Raw genomic sequence first — 17,266 nt, forward strand, 5'->3', positions numbered from 1 at the left:
GCGGCACCATCGATGTCATGAGCTTCGTACCCCCGGGCACCGGCTGGCCCGACGACCCGGCGACCCCTGACACCCCGGTCGCTCACGACCCCGAGGACGTGCGCAGGCTCGCCTCCGGCAGCGACGCGCTCGGGGAGCTCACGGCCAGGCAGTCCGTCTGCCGTGCCTGCCCTCGCCTGGTCGAGTGGCGCGAGGAGGTCGCCCGGGTGAAGCGGCGCGCGTTCGCGAACGAGACGTACTGGGGCCGTCCCGTTCCCGGCTGGGGCGACGAGCAGCCGCGGATCCTGGTGGTCGGGCTGGCCCCGGCCGCTCACGGGGGCAACAGGACCGGGCGCATCTTCACCGGCGACCGCAGCGGCGACTGGCTGTTCGCCTCCCTCCACCGCTGCGGCCTCGCCTCCCAGCCGACCAGCACCCACGCGGGCGACGGGCTGAAGCTCCTCGGCGTGCGCGTGATGGCGCCCGTGCGCTGCGCGCCGCCCGCGAACAAGCCGACGCCGGCCGAGAAGGCCGCGTGCCGGCCGTGGCTGGCGCGAGAGCTCGACCTCGTGGGCGACGGCGTACGGGTGATCGTGGCGCTCGGCGGCTATGCCTGGCAGGCGGTGTGGCCCGTGCTGAAGGAGGCCGGCTACGAGCTGCCGCCGGGCCGCCCGCCGTTCGGCCACGGGGCCGAGGTCGAGCTGCGCCGCGCGGGCGCGCCGGTGACGCTCCTCGGCTGCTACCACCCGAGCCAGCAGAACACCTTCACCGGCCGGGTCACCGCCCAGATGCTGGACGACGTCTTCACCAAGGCCAGGTCACTGGCTGTGTGACGCGTCCCACCATCCCGTCGTTGGATTCGTCGAACGGCCTTGACGTAAGCTTGTGAATGCTTTCACAAGCACTCCACGAGGGATGGGGCCTCAGGATGAACAAGCACCTCTTGATCGTCGGCGGAGGATACGTCGGCCTGTACACGGCGATGCGGCTGCAGCGCAGACTGCGCCGCGAGCTGCGCGACGGGGACGTCCACATCACCATCATCGACCCCCAGTCCTACATGACCTACCAGCCCTTCTTGCCGGAGGCGGCCGCGGGTAACCTCTCACCCCGGCACATGGTGGCGCCGCTGCGGCGCATCCTGCCGAAGGTGAACATCCTCAACGGGACGGTGACCAAGGTCGACCACGCCGCCCGCGAGGTCACGTTCCAGCCGTCGGAGGGCGGCGCCAGGAAGATCTCCTACGACCTCATCGTGATGGCGGCCGGCTCGATCTCCCGTACGCTGCCCATCCCGGGTCTCACCGACATCGGCATCGGCTTCAAGACCGTGGGCGAGGCCATCGCCCTGCGCAACCGCGTGCTGCACCTGCTCGACGTGGCCGAGTCGACCGACGACCCCGAGGTCAGGCGCAGGGCGCTGACCTTCGTCGTGGTCGGCGCCGGGTTCGCGGGCGTCGAGGCGCTGGCCGAGCTGGAGGACATGGCCAAGCACTCGACCCGCTACTACCGCAACATCAGGCCCGCCGACATCCGCTGGGTGCTGGTGGAGGCCAGCAACCGGGTGCTCCCCGAGGTCGGGCCCGAGATGGGCAGGTGGACCCTGGAGCAGCTGCGCGAGCGCGGCATCGACGTCCGGCTGGAGACCCGCCTCGACTCCTGCTCGGGCGGCCACGTGAAGCTGTCGGACGGCACGGAGTTCCACGCCGACACCCTCGTGTGGACGGCGGGCGTCAAGCCGAGCCCCGTCGTCAACGACAGCGACCTGCCGCTCGACGAGCGCGGCCGGATCAAGGCGACGGCCCTGCTCACCGTGGCGGGCACGCGCGACGCGTTCACCGCCGGCGACGCCGCAGGCGTGCCCGACGTGACCAACCCGGGCCAGTACTGCGCCCCGAACGCCCAGCACGCCGTACGTCAGGCCAAGGCGCTGGCCGACAACATCATCCGGTACCTGCGCGGGCAGGAACTGGTGCAATACCGCCACAAGTACGTCGGATCGGTCGCCGGTCTCGGGCTGCACCAGGGCGTCGCCAACGTCTACGGCGTCAAGCTTCGCGGATTGCCTGCGTGGCTGATGCACCGCACCTACCATCTGTCGCGGGTGCCGACGCTGAACCGCAAGGTACGCGTCGTCGTCGACTGGACTCTGGCCCTCTTCTTCAAGCGCGAGACCATCTCGCTGGGTGAGATGGAGCACCCGCGCGAGGGCTTCAGGGCCGCCGTGGCGACGAACCGCCGCTAGCCCGCTGCTGGCCCGGCGGTCGCCCGCCGGGGGTCTCGGCCCCCCTTGGTCGTGAGGGAAGGGGAACCGGGGTGGGGCTGTCAGCGGTGACCGTGCTCGGGGTCGACCGGCCGGGCGTGATCGCCGCGGTCACCGGGTCGCTGGCCGAATGCGGGGCGAACATCCAGGACTCGACCATGACCCTGCTCGGCGGGCACATCGCGATGATGCTGCTCGTGTCGGGCGACCTCGATCCCGACGAGCTGGGGAAACGTCTGGGCGCGCCCGATCTCGTGATCACCGCCTCCGCCATCGAGGCCCGCCGCCACTTCTGCGCCGCCGGCGCGGGCACCGGCCTCGGCTACGTCCTCACCGTGCACGGGCCCGACCGGCCCGGCATCGTCTCCGCCGTCAGCGCCGTGCTCGCCGCCGACGGCGGCAACATCACCGGCATGAGCACCCGGCTCACCGGCCGCCTCTACGTGCTGATCGCCGACGTGGAGCTGCCCAAGGAAGTGGACGTCGCGACGCTCACGCGCAGGCTCGCGGCGGTCGGCGAGAGCCTCGACTCGCAGATCACCTTCCGCCCCGTCGAGCCGGAGCTGCTGTGAGGGGCACACCGCGCGACGTGATCGGCGCGCCGCACCCCCTGCTGTCCGCGGTGGCCGAACCCGTCGATCCGACCGCGCCAGAGGTCGTGGCCGCCGCGGCCGACCTCCTGGCGACCCTGCGCGGCGAGCCGGCCACGGCGGGGCTGGCCGCCCCTCAGATCGGCCTGAGCTGGCGCCTCATCGCCGTCGACGCCGGACGCCACCCCGAGGCCCGTTCGAGGGCCGGAGAGCTCGTCCTGGCCAATCCACGGCTCTCAGGGACGGCGCGGTGGGGCGAGTGGCGCGAGGGGTGCGCCTCGATCCCGGGGCTCACCGCGGACGTCCCCCGCGCGGCGCGCATCACCGTACGTGGGCATTTGCCAGGAACCGGCGAGGCCGTCACCATCGAAGCCGATGCCTTCGAAGCGCGCTGCATTCAGCACCAACTGGACCACCTCGACGGGCTCCTGTTCTTGGACAGGGTGCCCGGAGTGCTCTCACTTCACCGGTCTCTCCACAGTTGTGACGCTTGATGCAAAGTTGTGCTCCTCGGAAGCATGGTCTGTTTCGTATGATTGCGGCGCCCCCGTAGCCCAATGGCAGAGGCAAACCCCTTAAAAGGGTTGACGTGCGGGTTCGAGTCCCGCCGGGGGCACTGCTGTGCAGTTTCGCCTTAGAGGTCTCTGACCTCGAGGTTTACCGCGACCGCGCATCCGGCCCACGTGGCCGGTGCCGGGTCGTCATGAAGCGGCACGGCCTCAGCCGGCTCCGAGCCCCGTGCTGCAAGGGGCTGAGCGGGCCGGCGCGGGGCTGCCCGCGGGCCTGAAGAGTTGCCCGGCTGAAGGTTTATCGTGTTCCTTTCGATATTGACACGACGCGGGTTTTCTGCCATCTCTCGGAGGGTCCGGAAGTTTTTCTTTCCGTGAATGGTTGACTACATCCGACGGCGGATTATCGCCGGCGAAACTCGTGGCGACATCTCGGCACGCGACAGGTCCGGCCCCCGCCGCGACCCCCGTCCGGTCCGCGCGCCCCGAGAGGCTGCCGTGACGAAGATTTCTCCGTTCCGTGATGACCATGGGAACTCCGCGGCGGGCATGTTCGTTGTGTCCCCAGCCGAAGTCCGATCAACAGCTAGAGCGTCACAGTTGACCAAGGTGCCGGCGGCCCAGGTGGCCTGGCGGCGCAGGAGGCAGCGATGGAGAGCAAGAACCCCGTATTCAGCAGGTCGCGGAAGCAAGCCGCGACAGGCTGGGCCGGCCCCACCCCGTCCCCCGACCAGTTGCAGAACATGTACGACGCGCCGTCGTACGCAGCACCGTCCCGGCCGGCGTACCGGACCATGACGCTCGACGACGTCGTGGTCCGAGGGTTCCTCACCCTCGGGACGCTCGTCGCGGCCGCCGCGGCGTCCTGGATCTTCAAGGTCCCCCCGGGGGCCGCCATCGGCGCGATGATCGTGTCGCTGATCCTGGGCCTGATCGTCTCGTTCAGCGGCAGCACGAACCCGGTGCTCATCCTCGGCTACGCCCTGTTCCAGGGCGTGTTCCTCGGCACCATCAGCTCGCTGTTCGAGGGCCTGATCAGCGGCATCGTGATGCAGGCGGTGCTCGGCACGGCCTTCGCCTTCGGCGCGATGCTCACCGTCTACGCGCTACGCATCGTCCGCGTCACGTCCAAGATGGTGAAGTACGTCGTCGCCGCCAGCATCGCGGCCCTGGGCCTGGTGCTCGTCAACCTGCTCGTCGGCTTCTTCAACGGCGGCGAGGGCCTCGGCCTGCGCACCGACTCGCCGCTCGGCTGGATCTTCAGCATCGCGATGATCCTGCTCGGCTGCTTCTTCCTGCTGCTCGACTTCGACTCGATCGAGCAGGGCATCCGGCAGGGCGCTCCTGAGAAGTTCGCCTGGCAGTGCGCGTTCGGCCTGACGCTCAGCCTCGTCTGGATCTACCTCGAGGTGCTGCGCTTCATCAGCTACTTCAGCAGCGACTGACCGCGTCCGAGACACGGGAAGGGCCTCGCCGATCCGGCGGGGCCCTTTTCGCTGTGCGATCGAAGATCTACCGACGGTCACAAAATGATGTCGCTCGAGGGGTTGTCATCCGCACATCCGTGTTGCAGTGTCAAGCAAAGAAGCGTTAACCGCGGAGGTGCCCATGTCCTTGAACCACTCACCGGAGACGCAGACGAAGCTCATCGCAAGGGTCCCCACCATAACGGGACGCGAACTCCCAGAGTGGTTCCAAGCCATCGACAACGGCCCGTCCTTCCTACGCTGCGACGAGCGGGCCAACTGGCTCGCCGACGAACATGGGCTGTCCCACGGCTACGCCGCCGCGATCGTCCACGAGCACGAACGGCGTCGTCGCAACCGGATGGGCTTCATCTAAGCCCGTCCACCCGCAAGCCGCGCCCGCGTCTCCAGCGCGGGCGCGTCATCATGTGGGCATGGATCTCGACAAGGCACTTGACTTCCTCCGCGCCAACCACCGCGCGGTCCTGCTCACCAGGCGTCGCGACGGCCGTCCGCAGATGTCACCCGTCGGCGCCGGGGTCGAGGGCGACCGGCTGGTCATCAGCTCCCGCGAGACGGCGATGAAGGTGCGCAACGCCCGCCGCGACCCGAACGTCTCGCTGTGCGTCTTCACCGACGGCTTCTACGGCGATTGGATCCAGGTCGACGGCACCGCGGAGATCGTCTCCCTGCCGGACGCGATGGAGCCGCTGGTCACGTACTACCGGAACATGGCGGGTGAGCACCCCGACTGGGACGACTACCGCGCCGCCATGGTCAGGGAGCGCCGCGTGATCATGTACATCACGCCGACCCACGCCGGCCCCGACCAGAGCGGCTGACCGCGCGGGGCCCGGGCCGTGCCCGGGCCCCGACGGCTCAGCTGAGGCGCTCCAGCAGCATGGCCATGCCCTGGCCGCCGCCGACGCACATCGTCTCCAGGCCGATGGTCTTGTCGTGGTGCTGCAGGCTGTTGATCAGCGTCGAGGTGATCCGGGCGCCGGTCATGCCGAACGGGTGCCCGATCGCGATGGCCCCGCCGTTGACGTTGAGCCGGTCGAGCTCGATCCCGAGCTCCCGGTACGACGGGATGACCTGCGCCGCGAACGCCTCGTTGATCTCGACCAGGTCGACGTCGTCGATTGCCATGCCGGCCCTGGAGAGCGCCTGCTTCGACGCCTCGATCGGCCCGAGCCCCATGATCTCTGGCGACAGGCCGGAGACCCCGGTGGAGACGATCCGGGCGAGCGGCGTGATGCCGAGCTCGGCGGCCTTGACGTCGCTCATCACGACGACCGCGGCGGCGCCGTCGTTCAGCGGGCAGCAGTTGCCTGCCGTGACCGTGCCGTCGGGACGGAAGACCGGCTGCAGGCCGGCGACCTTCTCGTACGTCGTGCCGGGCCGCGGGCCGTCGTCCTTGCCGGCCACGGTGCCGTCGGGCAGGGTCACCGGCGTGATGTCCTTCTCCCAGAACCCGTTGGCCAGTGCCTTCTCGGCGAGGTTCTGCGAGCGTACGCCGAACTCGTCCTGCTCCTGGCGGGAGATGCCCCTGATCTGGGCGACGTTCTCGGCGGTCTGGCCCATGGCGATGTAGACGTCGGGGATCTCGTCGCCCTCACGCGGGTCCTGCCAGGTCTTGCCGCCCTGGGCGAACTCCTTCGTACGGGCGAGCGCGCCGAGGAAGGCCGGGTTGTGCGTGTCGGGCAGCGAGTCGGAGTTGCCCTTGGTGAACCGGGAGACGGTCTCGACGCCCGCTGAGACGAACACGTCGCCCTCTCCCGCCTTGATGGCGTGGAAGGCCATCCGGGTGGTCTGCAGGGACGAGGAGCAGTAGCGCGTCACGGTGGTGCCGGGCACGTTGTCGAGCCCCAGCATCACCGCCACCACGCGGGCCATGTTGAAGCCCTGCTCGCCTCCTGGCAGACCGCAGCCGAGCATGATGTCGTCGATCGACGACGGGTCGAGCTGGGGGACCTTCGCCAGCGCGGCCTGGATCATCTGCACGGTCAGGTCGTCCGGCCGGATGTCCTTGAGCGAGCCCTTGAAGGCTCGTCCGATGGGGGAACGCGCGGTTGCGACGATGACTGCCTCGGGCATGGCCCCTCCTTTGTCGGCGCTAATAGTAGAACTATATTCCAGTTCTGCGCGCAAGGCCCGTACCGGGCGTCACCCGTACATGCCGGGCGCCGATCCCGTGTGGTCGTGGACCGCGTGCAGGGCGCCCTTCTCGTCGTGCCACAGCCGCCAGCCCTCCTCGCTGCCGGTGAACCAGAGCGGCGGGGCCCCGGCGGGGGAGACGCGCTTGCCCGTGGCCAGGTCGTACTCGCAGACGGCGGCGGTGGAGTAGAAGCCGGGCGGCTGGCCGCGCAGCGGCAGCGGCTTGGGGTCGGTGACGCAGAACGACCAGCCGTGCTGCTCGTCGACCGGCGTCGGGTCGCCCGTGGCGAGGTCGAACGCCGTGCCCTTGGCGTTGTGGGTGAGGAAGCCCAGTTTGTCCATGCGTTCCGGGAAGGCGAGCCACCAGCCCGACCCGGGCACGTCGGAGGCCGGGATCTGGCCGACCACCCGCCCGGTCTGCGGGTCGAGCCGGGCGAACCCGCCGTAGGCGCCCTGGGGGTCGACCGGACGTACGACGGGGGCGTGGCCGGGGTTGCCGCTCGGGTAGACGCGTACGACCGAGGGGCGCATCCAGTTGATCGTCCCGTCGGAGAGCTTGACGGAGAACAGCCCGAACGTGGAGACCTTCCTGGTCTGCGGGTTGGTGTAGGGGGCGACGTAGCCCACCAGATCGTCGCCGGATGACCCGAACGCCCACCCGCCCGACATGTCGATGCCGGGCCCGAGTGCCTGCTCGATCGGCTGCTGCCACTGCAGCTTGCCGGTCTTCAGCTCGTACGACTCGACCGAGGGATTCGCCGACAGGCGCAGCAGCAGCACGCGGGTGCGGTCGGACCACTCGACCTCGGAAATGCCGGGCAGCCGCCACAGCACCTTGCCGGTCGCCGGTTCGAGCACCACCATGCGCGCCTTGGCGAGCGCGGTGTGCTCGGACAGGCAGACGTACGGTCCGCACCGCTGCGGACCGAACGTCGAGTGCACGGGCCTGGTCCACTTCTGGGCCCCGGTGTGGGCGTCGCGGGCCACGAGGGTGGCGTTCCAGCGGCCCTTCTTGGCCGGGTCGAGCGCCACGACCACGGCCTTGCCCGGGGCGGTCTCCACGACCGCCGGCGTGGTCACGCCCATGCCGGGCAGGCGGCCGGCCATCGTGGCCGGGTGGTTCCACAGCTTCCTGCCGTCCTTGAGGCCGACGGCGACCGTCTCGAGGGTGCCGTCGGGCTTCATGGAGGTGGTGGCCACCACCCCGGACGCCACGGCCATCCGGCTGACGGCGTGGACGGTGGTGTTGTGCCAGGTCGTCGACTCGGTGGTGGCCGCGTCGCTGCCGGAGCAGGCCGTCGCGGCGAGAATTCCGGCGAGGGCGAGGGACGGTTTCCAGAGGGACCGGAGCACGGGCAATCCACTCCAAAGAGACGGGGAGTGGCGGCTCCGCCCCGGAGGGTCACCGGGCGTGGTCCGCGCTGAGCCGTCAGGCGTCGTTGAGCGGCTCGCCGAGCCGCCGGCGGAACAACGTCACCCACTTGCCGTGGAGCCCCGTCGCCCGCCCGTCGACCCGGGTCGCGGTGACCTCGGTGCCGGGCTCCTCCGCGGCCGTAGCCGCCGCGAGGTATATCGGTTGCAGTGCTTCGCCGCGCTGGGGGTGCGGTCCAGGCCAAAGCCCCAACGCAGCGCACACCGACGGTAGCACCGCGTAAGCGGCCTCCGCGTAACCTCGGTCAGATGGATGGAAACGATCCGGTCCGAACATTTCTGCCGGATTTGCGGCGAATTCGGGGCCCAGGACGTCGGCGAACGCCACCGTACGGCCCCCGGCGTCCACCACCGCGACCGTCTGGGCCGCGGCCAGCTGGCGGCTCCAGCGCCGCGTCACCCACCGCAGCGGCTGCGCGATCGGCCGTACGGTGCCGAGGTCGGGGCAGGTGCCGACGACCACCGCGGCCCCCGCCTCCCGCAGCCGCCGCACCGCCTTCGTCAGATGCCGTACGGCCACCGCCGGCGGCGTCTGCGTGATGATGTCGTTGGCCCCCACGAAGATCACCGCGAGGTCGACCCCTCCGGCGAGCGCGACGTCGACCTGGTCTGCCAGGTGGGCCGACGGCGCGCCCGACTTGCCGGCCACGACGAGCCGCACGGAGCGCTCGGCGACCGACGCCAGGCCGTTCGCGAGCAGCACGGCGGGGGTCTTGGCCGGGTCGGTCATGCCGAGGCCCACCGACGTGGAGTCGCCCAGCATGACCATCTTGATCGGCTCGCCGGGGAAGCCGCCGTACAGGCCGTCAGAGGGCGGGCCGTCGAGGCCGTGCGGCTGGCCGATGGCCTTGCGGGCCAGCAGGCCCTCCGCGATCAGCAGGCCGTACGCCGTGGCTCCGAGCGCGGTCAGACCGCCCCCGCCGAGTGCCGCCGCGGTGGCTATCTTCCGCGCCGCCCGCGCCATTCCTGCTGGCCAGACCACGTACGTGCCCTCCTCGGTCGACTCGGCGGTAGCGTTTGCCTTGAAAAGTAGCCGAGGTCCGGTCACCCCCACCGGACCCGGCCCGACAGCAAGCTGACCAAGCTTCCGCAAAGAAGGTGAACACCTCGGTGCGCGTCTACGATTCCCTGGTCGAGCTCATGGGGAACACCCCGCTCGTCCGGTTGCACAAAGTCAATGCGGGGGTGCCCGCCCAGGTGCTCGCCAAGGTCGAGTACTTCAACCCGGGCGGATCGGTCAAGGACCGCATCGCGGTACGCATGATCGAAGCCGCGGAGAAGTCGGGCGCGCTGCGCCCGGGCGGTGTGATCGTCGAGCCGACCTCCGGCAACACCGGCGTCGGCCTGGCCATCGTGGCCCAGCAGAAGGGCTACCGGTGCCTGTTCGTGGTGCCCGACAAGGTGGCCCAGGACAAGATCGCGGTACTGCGGGCGTACGGCGCCGAGGTCGTCGTCTGCCCGACGGCGGTCTCGCCCGACCACCCCGACTCGTACTACTCGGTCTCCGACCGGCTGGCCCGCGAGGTGCCGAACGCCTGGAAGCCCGACCAGTACTCCAACGTCAACAACCCCGACTCCCACTACCATTCCACGGGCCCTGAGCTGTGGGAGCAGACCGAGGGCCGGATCACCCACTTCGTGGCCGGCATCGGCACGGGCGGCACGATCAGCGGCACCGGCCGGTACCTCAAGGAGGTCTCCGGCGGCAAGGTGAAGATCATCGGGGCTGACCCGGAGGGCTCCGTCTACTCCGGCGGCACCGGCCGTCCCTACCTCGTCGAGGGCGTGGGCGAGGACATCTGGCCGGCCACGTACGACACCAAGATCTGTGACGAGATCATCGCGGTGTCCGACAAGGACTCCTTCACCATGACGCGCCGCCTCGCCCGCGAGGAGGGCCTGCTCGTCGGCGGGTCCTGCGGCATGGCCGTCGTCGCGGCGCTGCGGGTGGCGGCCACGGCCCGGCCCGACGACATGGTGGTCGTGCTGCTGCCCGACGGCGGCCGCGGCTACCTGTCGAAGATCTTCAACGACGACTGGATGGCCGACTACGGCTTCCTGACCACGTCCTCGGATGAGGGTCTGGTCGGCGACGTGCTGGAGCGCAAGGGTCCGGGGCTGCCGGAGTTCGTGCACGCCCACCCGCACGAGTCGGTCGGCACCGCGATCTCGATCATGCGCGAGTACTCGGTGTCGCAGCTTCCGGTCATGAAGGAGGAGCCGCCCGTCATGGCGGCCGAGGTGGTCGGCTCCATCGTCGAGCGCGACCTGCTCGAGGCGCTCTACCACGGCAGGCTCTCCTCCGACGACCCGATCGCCGATCATATGTCGGCTCCGCTACCCACGATCGGCAGTGGTGAACCTGTGGCTCGTGCGGTCGAAGCGCTGGAGAAGGCGGATGCGGCGGTCGTGCTGGAAGACGGCAAGCCCTCGGGTCTGATCACCCGCCAGGACCTGCTCGCCTTCCTCGCCAACCGCTAGCTGATCACAGGCCTCTGCCCGGCAACCGTGCGGCGCGCCCACCCTGTGGGCGCGCCAGGACGCCACGGCGCGGGCAGCCGCCGAGGCCCCGGCAGGCATCCACAGGGTGTGGAGCCACGGCGTCCGGTCAGGGGAGGGGGAACTCGGCGACCACCTCCCAGGCGCCTTCCTGGGTGGGGCCCGCGTGCAGGCTTCCGCCCAGCGCCCGTACCCGCTCGGCCATGCCGACCAGCCCGAACCCGCCGCCCAGCTTGGACAGCCGGGGGTCGGCGCCCGAGCCGAAGTTGCGCACCACCAGCAGCACACGGCCCTCGCCGCGGCGCAGCGACGCCTCGACCCAGGCGGTACGCGGCGCGTGCTTACGCACGTTGGTCAGCGCCTCCTGCAGCACCCGGTGCACCGTCGTCATGATCTCAGGCGGCAGCGTACGGTCGTCGAGGCCCGACCCGATCTCGAAGGCCACCTTCGGCCCGCCCGCAGAGAAGCGCTCGGTCAGCAAGCGCAGGTCGGCCAGGGTGGCGCCGGGCGAGCGGGTCGCGTCGTCCTCCGTGCGCAGCACCGTGACCATGCGCCGCATCGACGTCAGCGCCTCCGACCCGGCCGCAGCGATGGCGTCGAGCGCGGGCGCCACCGCGTCGGGCCTGGTCTCGGCGACCGTACGCGCGGCCTGGGCCTGGACGACGATGCCGGTGATGTGGTGCGCGACCAGGTCGTGCAGCTCCCTGGCGATCTCGAGCCGTTCGACCCGGCGTACCGCGTGCACGGCCTCCACCCGGCGTACCTGCTGGAAGCGCAGGTACGAGCCGATGCCGGCGGCCGTCGACCAGCCGACGAACAGCAGGAACGAGAACGCCAGCCCGGACTGCCGCATGCTCTGCGTGTTCGCCTCCGCCATCAGCACGGCCAGCGCCACGACGCTGAGTGCCACCGCCCGGCGCAGCGGCTCCACGTGCCGCAGGACGCCCACCAGCAGAAGCAGCAGCGCCCCCGACTCGGCGCCGCCCGGCATGCTGTCCATGCCCGTGTACCTGATCACCAGCGACGTGCCGAGCGACAGGGTCAGCACGGCGACGAAGCCCCCCACGCGGTACCTGTTGCGCAGCGCGAACGCCACGATGCCGGCCATCCCGCAGAAGGGCGTGAGCCACTGCGCGCCCCCGAAGTTCTTCGCGAACAGGATGTCGATCAGCAACATCACGCCGAGCACACCGAGCATCGCGATCGCGCTCAGCCGCCAGACCCAGTACACGATGCGCTTGGAATCGACCACGTCATCGAGCCTAGGCCGCGAGTACTGCCCCTGGATCGACCGTTCGGCCGAGCGCGACGGCCGCGAACCCGTCCTTCAGCGGAGGCGCCGCCCCCGGCCCGCCGCAGAAGCTGGACGGTGTCGGAAGGAGACGGTCATGGTGGTCATGGGTTTCGTGCTGCTGGGCGTCGGGTTGGTCGTCGGGGTGCTCCTCGCGCTGGCCGACCCCGTGCTGCTGTCGCGTACGCGCGGGAGCTGAGCGGCGTCCGGCTTCCACTAACGTGGCCTGTATGAGCAACGGTTTTGAGACGCTGGCCATCCACGCAGGTCAGGAGCCCGACCCCGTCACCGGCGCGGTCGTGCCCCCGATCTACGCCACGTCCACCTACAAGCAGGACGGCGTGGGCGGCCTGCGTTCCGGATACGAGTACAGCCGTTCGGCCAACCCCACGCGGACCGCGCTCGAAACCGCGCTGGCCGCCGTGGAGGGAGGGGCCCGCGGGCTCGCCTTCGCCTCTGGGCTCGCCGCCGAGGACACCCTCCTGCGTACGGTCTGCAAGCCGCAGGACCACGTCATCATCCCCGGCGACGCGTACGGCGGCACCTACCGCCTGTTCGCCAAGGTGCACGAGCGCTGGGGCCTGCACTACGACCCCGTGCCGCTGCACGACCTCGACGCCGTGGCCGCGGCCATGACGCAGAAGACCCGGCTGATCTGGGTCGAGACGCCCACCAACCCGCTGCTCGGCATCGCCGACATCGCGGGCCTCGCGCAGCTCGCCCACGACGCCGGGGCGCTGCTGGTCGTCGACAACACGTTCGCCTCGCCGTATCTGCAGCAGCCGCTCGCCCTCGGCGCCGACGTCGTCGTCCACTCGACCACCAAGTACGTCGGCGGCCACTCCGACGTGGTCGGCGGCGCGCTCGTCGCCGCCGCGAGCGACCTCGGCGAGGAGCTCGCCTACCACCAGAACGCGATGGGCGCGGTGGCCGGGCCGTTCGACGCCTGGCTCACGCTGCGCGGGCTCAAGACCCTCGGCGTCCGCATGGACCGCCACTGCGACAACGCCGAGCGCGTCGTCGACCTGCTGCTGGCCCACCCCAGGGTGACCGACGTGCTCTATCCCGGGCTGCCCGAGCACCCGGGCCACGAGGTGGCGGCCAAGCAGATGAAGCGGTTCGGGGGCATGGTGTCGTTCCGCGTCGACGGCGGCGAGGCGGCGGCCGTCGAGGTGTGCGACAAGGCCGAGCTGTTCACGCTGGGCGAGTCGCTCGGCGGCGTCGAGTCGCTGATCGAGCACCCGGGCCGGATGACCCACGCCTCGGTGGCGGGCTCCAAGCTGGAGGTGCCCGCCGACCTCGTACGGCTGTCGGTCGGCATCGAGACGGTCGACGACCTGCTCGCCGACCTCACGCGCGCCCTCGGGTAGCCGTCTACTCGGGCACGATCATCAGGAAGAGGATCACCAGCCAGATCACGGACAGCAGTCCGCTGATCGCGGCGATCCGTCCGTTCTGCACCTGCGCGTCGTCGTCGGTGCTCTCGCTGGAGAGCGCCCGTACGGCGGCGCGCAGGTCGCGGTCGATGAGGACGAGCAGCACCGCGCCCACGATGAACAGGGTCATCGAGGCCGACATGTACCACTTGCCGAGCACGCCTCCGCCCATCACGATGCCGAGCGCCAGGCCGAAGACGAAGACGCCGATGGCGCCGATGCTGTAGATCCGCGTGAGGCGCTGGATGAACTGCAGCGCGGGGACGTTCTTGTTGCGGATGACCCGAGGGGCGGCCATCGTCGCGGCGGTGACCGGACCGATCGTGAAGATCGCGAATCCGACGTGCAGCCAGAGAAGCAGGGACATGTCGCAGAGACTAGTCGCCGGTGATCTCGCTCCGTGAGCCGACACTCTCTTTGCCCGAATTGCAACCCCGCATGCAGAGCTCCCTGCTCACCACGGCCACGACCATGAACAGGACGAGCAGAATCATGGCAATCATGCTTACCTCTGCTTCCCTGATCGGGGCGTAAATATCGTCCTTAATGACTAGACGCTCTGTAACCGGAAGACAGCACGCGCCGGTATGGTGGGTTGCCGCAAGTTTCCTGCTCCTCACCTCGTAGGACCAAGGGGGTGCCTTCCGTGGCCGTCAAGCACGTTGAGCCGTACACCGATGAGTGGCTGCACCAGCCGATCTGCTACGTGCGGCAGGTCGTCGACCTGCTGGGCCCCGAGGTCGCCGACTGGTGGGAAGGCCCCTGCGACCCGCGTGCCGCCACCGTGCGCATGGCCGACGGCAGCGCGCTCGTGTGGGACGAGGAGAGCGGCTGGCGTCTCGGCACGTTCGTCTCCGGCGGGGCCGGGCAGCACACCGAGCTCTCGGGCGTGCGCTACCTCGGTCACGGCCTGTTGCCGAGGCCCGAGCGGGTGCCGGCGGCGCTGCGCGACGCGCGGGCCGGTGTGGGCGCCAGCTCCGCGTGGCGCCCCTGCTACCGCTCCCACCGCAACTGCCGCGACGGCTTCGACGTGGCCCTCGACTTCTACACCCGCCTCATCGACGCCTGACCTCACCGGCCGCACCGACCCCTGAGCCCGCTCGCCACACCGACGCCTGGCCTTCAGCTCTCCTGCGGTGATGACCTGAGCACCAGCAGGATGTGCTCGTCGTCGCCGTGCCTGACGACGCCCTCCCGCTCGAACCCGTGCCGCTCCAGCAGCCGTACGGACGCGGTGTTGCCGTGGAACGGGTCGGCGTAAAGGGGCCGGGCCTTCTCCTCGCGCAGGAACAGGCCCAGCGCGCGGGTGCCCACCCCACGGCCCCAGAACTCGCGGCCGAGCCAGTAGCCGACGAACCGCCGCTCACCCTCCCACCAGGCCACGAGGTTGCCCGCCGGCGCGCCGCCCACCACGACCGTTCGAACCAGCACGGTCGGGTCACCCAGGACCGACGTCTTCCAGTGGCTCATGAACGCCGCACGCTCCCGGGGCGGGAACCTCGACCGGCGCACCGCCTCGGGGTCGTGCTCCTGCGCCAGGAACACCTCCAGGTCGGCCTCCACCACGTCTCTCAACCGCAGGTCGTCAAGCATGCGAGCGAGTCTGCCACCCGGCACCGACAATCCGGCGAGCTAGCGGGAGCGGCGCAGACGCAGGAAGTCGCTGACCACGTACTCGCCCAGGCGGTCGGCGCTGGGGGAGAAGACGCGGCCGCCGTTCCTGCGGGCCACCTCGTCCACGAACTCCTTCAGCCGGTCGTCGGCCGCCAGCATGAAGACGTTGAGCGTGGCCCGCCGCCGGGTCATCTTGTCGACCTCGGCCAGCGTGAGCTCCAGCGTCTCAGGCGACGGCGGCCACTCGAACGCCGACCGGCCGTCGCGCAGCAGATGGGCCGTCGGCTCGCCGTCGGTCACCACCAGCACGACCGGCTCGAAGTCGGGGTGGCGGTCGAGGTGACGGCCGGCGATCAGCAGCGCGTGGTGCAGGTTGGTGCCCTGCACCATGTCCCAGTCGAGCCCGGCGAGCTCGTCCGGCTGCAGCACCCGCGCGTAGTTGGAGAACCCGACGATCTGTACGGCGTCCTGCGGGAACTTCGAGGCGACGAGCGCCTGCAGCGCGAGCGCCGTCTGCTTGGCCGCCGCCCACGTGCCGCGCAGCGCCATCGAGTACGACAGGTCGACCAGCAGGCAGACGGCCGCGGCGCTGCGGCGCTCGGTCTCGGCCACCTCGAAGTCGTCGACCGAGAGCCGGACCCCGGTGCGCTGCTCGCCCACGGTGACGCCGCCGCTGCGCACGCCGTTGACCAGCGTGCGCACCACGTCGATGGGTTGCTCGTCGCCGAAGCGCCACGGCCGCGACGACCCGGTGAGCTCGCCCGCCGAGCCGGCGTCGTGCTGGTCGTGGTCGCCCCGGCGTCCGGCGTCGAGCGACGAGAACACCCGGCGCAGCGCCGTCTCGCCCAGGCGGCGGACGGCCTTCGGGGTGAGTTCCAGCTTGCCGCGGCGGCGCAGCAGGTAGCCCTGCTCCTCCAGCTCGCGTTCGATCCGCTTGAGCGCCTCCAGGTCGTCGACCGCCGAACGGCCGAGCGCCCGGCGTACGGCGGCCTCGTCGACGTCGTCGAGCCGCGCGCCCGGGTAGTCCTGGCGCAGGGCGGTCTCCAGCTGCGTGAGGTCGGCCAGCTCCTCCAGCGCCGTCACCGCGTCGCCCATGGACAGCGGCTCGTCGCCGGTCATGCGTTCGGGCGCGTTCCAGGCCAGGTCGGGACGGCGGGCGTAGAGGGCCTCACCGAGGCGGCGCATCTCGTCGGACAGGCCCGCCTGTTCGAGCGTCTGGTTGATGAGGCCGGCCAGCTCCTCGCGCTGGCGCGGGGTCATCGAGGCCAGCATCCGCTGCGTCGCGGCCGCGCGGCGGGCCAGGATGTCGACGAGCTCCTCCAGGTTGCGCGGCCGCTCGGGGAACAGATCGCCGTACTTTTCCATGAAGGCGTCGAAGTCTTCCTGGGTGTGCAGGCCGCGGGCGTCCCTGTCGAGCATGTCGTTCAGGTCGGCCATCATCTGCCGGACACGTTCCATCGCCGCGGGGTCGGGGTTGGCGAGGGCGTCGCGCAGGCCCCGGAACTGGCTGTCGAGCACCTCGCGGCGCAGCAGGTCGCGCAGCTCGTCGTACGTCTGGCGGGCGGCAGCCGAGCGCCACTCGTACGTGCTGAGCTCCTGGATGGCGCTCGCCGTGTCGTCAGGCAGCGCGTCGAGCCCCGCCTCCCGCAGGCGCGCGTCGTCGGACGGGTCGGGGAACAGCTCCGCCCGCTCCTGCCCGATCGCCTTGTCGAGCAGCGCCCGGGCGCGCTCCAGCGTGCCGTCGAGGCGGCCGCGCTCGCGCAGGTCGCGCCGGCGCCGCCGGACCTCTTTCAGCATGTCGTCGAGACCCCGGCGGTCCTGAGCACCGGGGAGCCCCCGCTTGAGCAGGTCACGCAGGGCGTGGACCGGGGTCGAGCCCGACAGGATGGCATCGCCCATCTCGTCGAGGGCCGCGCGCACGTCGTACGGAGGGGCCAGGGGGTCGGGGCCGTCGTGGTACTCGCCATAGCGGAAGGCCATCACGAAACCCACGCTAACCCGAGAAAGGCTCCCATGTGCCGCGAGAAAGCG

The 17,266-nt window shown here is 70.5% G+C and carries 18 protein-coding genes and 1 tRNA gene; 11 read left to right on the plus strand and 8 right to left on the minus strand.

The window, feature by feature from the left end:
- Nucleotides 1-17: 17 nt before the first annotated feature.
- The 8 genes from BLR04_RS04110 (at nucleotide 18) to BLR04_RS04145 (ending at nucleotide 5,649) form a co-directional block, all read left to right on the plus strand.
- Nucleotides 18-812: a uracil-DNA glycosylase gene (locus BLR04_RS04110; RefSeq protein WP_090760705.1), complete on the plus strand. Its 795-nt coding sequence runs from the start codon at nucleotides 18-20 to the stop codon at nucleotides 810-812.
- A 95-nt stretch (nucleotides 813-907) separates the two neighbouring features.
- The gene (locus BLR04_RS04115) at nucleotides 908-2,224 is read left to right on the plus strand and encodes an NAD(P)/FAD-dependent oxidoreductase (protein ID WP_090759754.1); all 1,317 of its coding nucleotides are present in this window, start codon (nucleotides 908-910) and stop codon (nucleotides 2,222-2,224) included.
- Nucleotides 2,225-2,295: 71 nt separating this feature from the next.
- The gene (locus tag BLR04_RS04120; RefSeq protein WP_090759756.1) at nucleotides 2,296-2,814 is read left to right on the plus strand and encodes a glycine cleavage system transcriptional repressor; all 519 of its coding nucleotides are present in this window, start codon (nucleotides 2,296-2,298) and stop codon (nucleotides 2,812-2,814) included.
- The gene (locus BLR04_RS04125) at nucleotides 2,811-3,326 is read left to right on the plus strand and encodes a peptide deformylase (RefSeq protein WP_090759758.1); all 516 of its coding nucleotides are present in this window, start codon (nucleotides 2,811-2,813) and stop codon (nucleotides 3,324-3,326) included. The genes BLR04_RS04120 and BLR04_RS04125 overlap by 4 nt, the downstream gene beginning before the upstream one ends.
- A gap of 49 nt (nucleotides 3,327-3,375) precedes the next feature.
- Nucleotides 3,376-3,448, plus strand: a tRNA-Leu gene (locus BLR04_RS04130).
- Nucleotides 3,449-3,991: 543 nt separating this feature from the next.
- The gene (locus tag BLR04_RS04135) at nucleotides 3,992-4,786 is read left to right on the plus strand and encodes a Bax inhibitor-1/YccA family protein (protein ID WP_090759760.1); all 795 of its coding nucleotides are present in this window, start codon (nucleotides 3,992-3,994) and stop codon (nucleotides 4,784-4,786) included.
- 163 nt (nucleotides 4,787-4,949) lie between these two features.
- Nucleotides 4,950-5,183: a DUF4287 domain-containing protein gene (locus BLR04_RS04140; protein WP_090759762.1), complete on the plus strand. Its 234-nt coding sequence runs from the start codon at nucleotides 4,950-4,952 to the stop codon at nucleotides 5,181-5,183.
- A gap of 58 nt (nucleotides 5,184-5,241) precedes the next feature.
- The gene (locus tag BLR04_RS04145) at nucleotides 5,242-5,649 is read left to right on the plus strand and encodes a PPOX class F420-dependent oxidoreductase (RefSeq protein ID WP_090759764.1); all 408 of its coding nucleotides are present in this window, start codon (nucleotides 5,242-5,244) and stop codon (nucleotides 5,647-5,649) included.
- Nucleotides 5,650-5,686: 37 nt separating this feature from the next.
- On the opposite strand, the gene BLR04_RS04150 is transcribed toward BLR04_RS04145, so the two are convergent.
- The 3 genes from BLR04_RS04150 to BLR04_RS04160 form a co-directional block, all read right to left on the minus strand.
- Nucleotides 5,687-6,904 (minus strand): acetyl-CoA C-acetyltransferase, encoded by a 1,218-nt coding sequence (locus tag BLR04_RS04150; RefSeq protein WP_090759766.1) that lies wholly within the window; start codon nucleotides 6,902-6,904, stop codon nucleotides 5,687-5,689.
- A 69-nt stretch (nucleotides 6,905-6,973) separates the two neighbouring features.
- Nucleotides 6,974-8,317 (minus strand): outer membrane protein assembly factor BamB family protein, encoded by a 1,344-nt coding sequence (locus tag BLR04_RS04155; protein WP_090760706.1) that lies wholly within the window; start codon nucleotides 8,315-8,317, stop codon nucleotides 6,974-6,976.
- 76 nt (nucleotides 8,318-8,393) lie between these two features.
- The gene (locus BLR04_RS04160; protein ID WP_245740016.1) at nucleotides 8,394-9,377 is read right to left on the minus strand and encodes an SGNH/GDSL hydrolase family protein; all 984 of its coding nucleotides are present in this window, start codon (nucleotides 9,375-9,377) and stop codon (nucleotides 8,394-8,396) included.
- A 128-nt stretch (nucleotides 9,378-9,505) separates the two neighbouring features.
- Between BLR04_RS04160 and BLR04_RS04165 the strand changes: the two genes are divergently transcribed.
- Nucleotides 9,506-10,876 (plus strand): cystathionine beta-synthase, encoded by a 1,371-nt coding sequence (locus BLR04_RS04165; RefSeq protein ID WP_090760708.1) that lies wholly within the window; start codon nucleotides 9,506-9,508, stop codon nucleotides 10,874-10,876.
- A gap of 127 nt (nucleotides 10,877-11,003) precedes the next feature.
- Here BLR04_RS04165 and BLR04_RS04170 read toward each other — a convergent pair whose 3' ends face one another.
- Nucleotides 11,004-12,146 (minus strand): sensor histidine kinase, encoded by a 1,143-nt coding sequence (locus tag BLR04_RS04170; RefSeq protein ID WP_090759770.1) that lies wholly within the window; start codon nucleotides 12,144-12,146, stop codon nucleotides 11,004-11,006.
- A 269-nt stretch (nucleotides 12,147-12,415) separates the two neighbouring features.
- Here BLR04_RS04170 and BLR04_RS04175 point away from each other — a divergent pair, with 269 nt between their 5' ends.
- A complete protein-coding gene (locus BLR04_RS04175; RefSeq protein WP_090759772.1) occupies nucleotides 12,416-13,555 on the plus strand; it encodes a cystathionine gamma-synthase in 1,140 nt (379 codons plus the stop codon).
- 4 nt (nucleotides 13,556-13,559) lie between these two features.
- On the opposite strand, the gene BLR04_RS04180 is transcribed toward BLR04_RS04175, so the two are convergent.
- Nucleotides 13,560-13,988 (minus strand): hypothetical protein, encoded by a 429-nt coding sequence (locus BLR04_RS04180; RefSeq protein ID WP_090759774.1) that lies wholly within the window; start codon nucleotides 13,986-13,988, stop codon nucleotides 13,560-13,562.
- A gap of 10 nt (nucleotides 13,989-13,998) precedes the next feature.
- Nucleotides 13,999-14,124: a hypothetical protein gene (locus tag BLR04_RS42235; RefSeq protein WP_281191298.1), complete on the minus strand. Its 126-nt coding sequence runs from the start codon at nucleotides 14,122-14,124 to the stop codon at nucleotides 13,999-14,001.
- Nucleotides 14,125-14,267: 143 nt separating this feature from the next.
- On the opposite strand from BLR04_RS42235, the gene BLR04_RS04185 reads away from it, so the two are divergent.
- Nucleotides 14,268-14,690, plus strand: a complete 423-nt coding sequence (locus BLR04_RS04185; RefSeq protein WP_245740017.1) for a DUF6292 family protein — start codon at nucleotides 14,268-14,270, stop codon at nucleotides 14,688-14,690.
- 53 nt (nucleotides 14,691-14,743) lie between these two features.
- Here the strand turns inward: BLR04_RS04185 and BLR04_RS04190 are convergent, their stop codons facing one another.
- Both BLR04_RS04190 and BLR04_RS04195 read right to left on the minus strand, forming a co-directional pair.
- Nucleotides 14,744-15,214, minus strand: a complete 471-nt coding sequence (locus tag BLR04_RS04190; protein ID WP_090759778.1) for a GNAT family N-acetyltransferase — start codon at nucleotides 15,212-15,214, stop codon at nucleotides 14,744-14,746.
- 39 nt (nucleotides 15,215-15,253) lie between these two features.
- Complete coding sequence (locus tag BLR04_RS04195; RefSeq protein ID WP_090760710.1) at nucleotides 15,254-17,215, minus strand: vWA domain-containing protein; 1,962 nt, start codon at nucleotides 17,213-17,215, stop codon at nucleotides 15,254-15,256.
- Between the last annotated feature and the right edge of the window lie 51 nt (nucleotides 17,216-17,266).

The organism is Nonomuraea maritima (genome assembly GCF_900100395.1).
Taxonomy (GTDB): domain Bacteria; phylum Actinomycetota; class Actinomycetes; order Streptosporangiales; family Streptosporangiaceae; genus Nonomuraea; species Nonomuraea maritima.

Excerpts from the sequence above, each read along its gene's own strand:
- BLR04_RS04110 (WP_090760705.1), top strand. The coding sequence starts at position 18 with ATGAGCTTCGTACCCCCGGGCACCGGCTGGCCCGACGACCCGGCGACC.
- BLR04_RS04115 (WP_090759754.1), top strand. The coding sequence starts at position 908 with ATGAACAAGCACCTCTTGATCGTCGGCGGAGGATACGTCGGCCTGTAC.
- BLR04_RS04135 (WP_090759760.1), top strand. The coding sequence starts at position 3,992 with ATGGAGAGCAAGAACCCCGTATTCAGCAGGTCGCGGAAGCAAGCCGCG.
- BLR04_RS04140 (WP_090759762.1), top strand. The coding sequence starts at position 4,950 with ATGTCCTTGAACCACTCACCGGAGACGCAGACGAAGCTCATCGCAAGG.
- BLR04_RS04145 (WP_090759764.1), top strand. The coding sequence starts at position 5,242 with ATGGATCTCGACAAGGCACTTGACTTCCTCCGCGCCAACCACCGCGCG.
- BLR04_RS04150 (WP_090759766.1), bottom strand. The coding sequence starts at position 6,904 with ATGCCCGAGGCAGTCATCGTCGCAACCGCGCGTTCCCCCATCGGACGA.
- BLR04_RS04175 (WP_090759772.1), top strand. The coding sequence starts at position 12,416 with ATGAGCAACGGTTTTGAGACGCTGGCCATCCACGCAGGTCAGGAGCCC.
- BLR04_RS04180 (WP_090759774.1), bottom strand. The coding sequence starts at position 13,988 with ATGTCCCTGCTTCTCTGGCTGCACGTCGGATTCGCGATCTTCACGATC.
- BLR04_RS42235 (WP_281191298.1), bottom strand. The coding sequence starts at position 14,124 with ATGATTGCCATGATTCTGCTCGTCCTGTTCATGGTCGTGGCCGTGGTG.
- BLR04_RS04190 (WP_090759778.1), bottom strand. The coding sequence starts at position 15,214 with ATGCTTGACGACCTGCGGTTGAGAGACGTGGTGGAGGCCGACCTGGAG.
- BLR04_RS04195 (WP_090760710.1), bottom strand. The coding sequence starts at position 17,215 with ATGGCCTTCCGCTATGGCGAGTACCACGACGGCCCCGACCCCCTGGCC.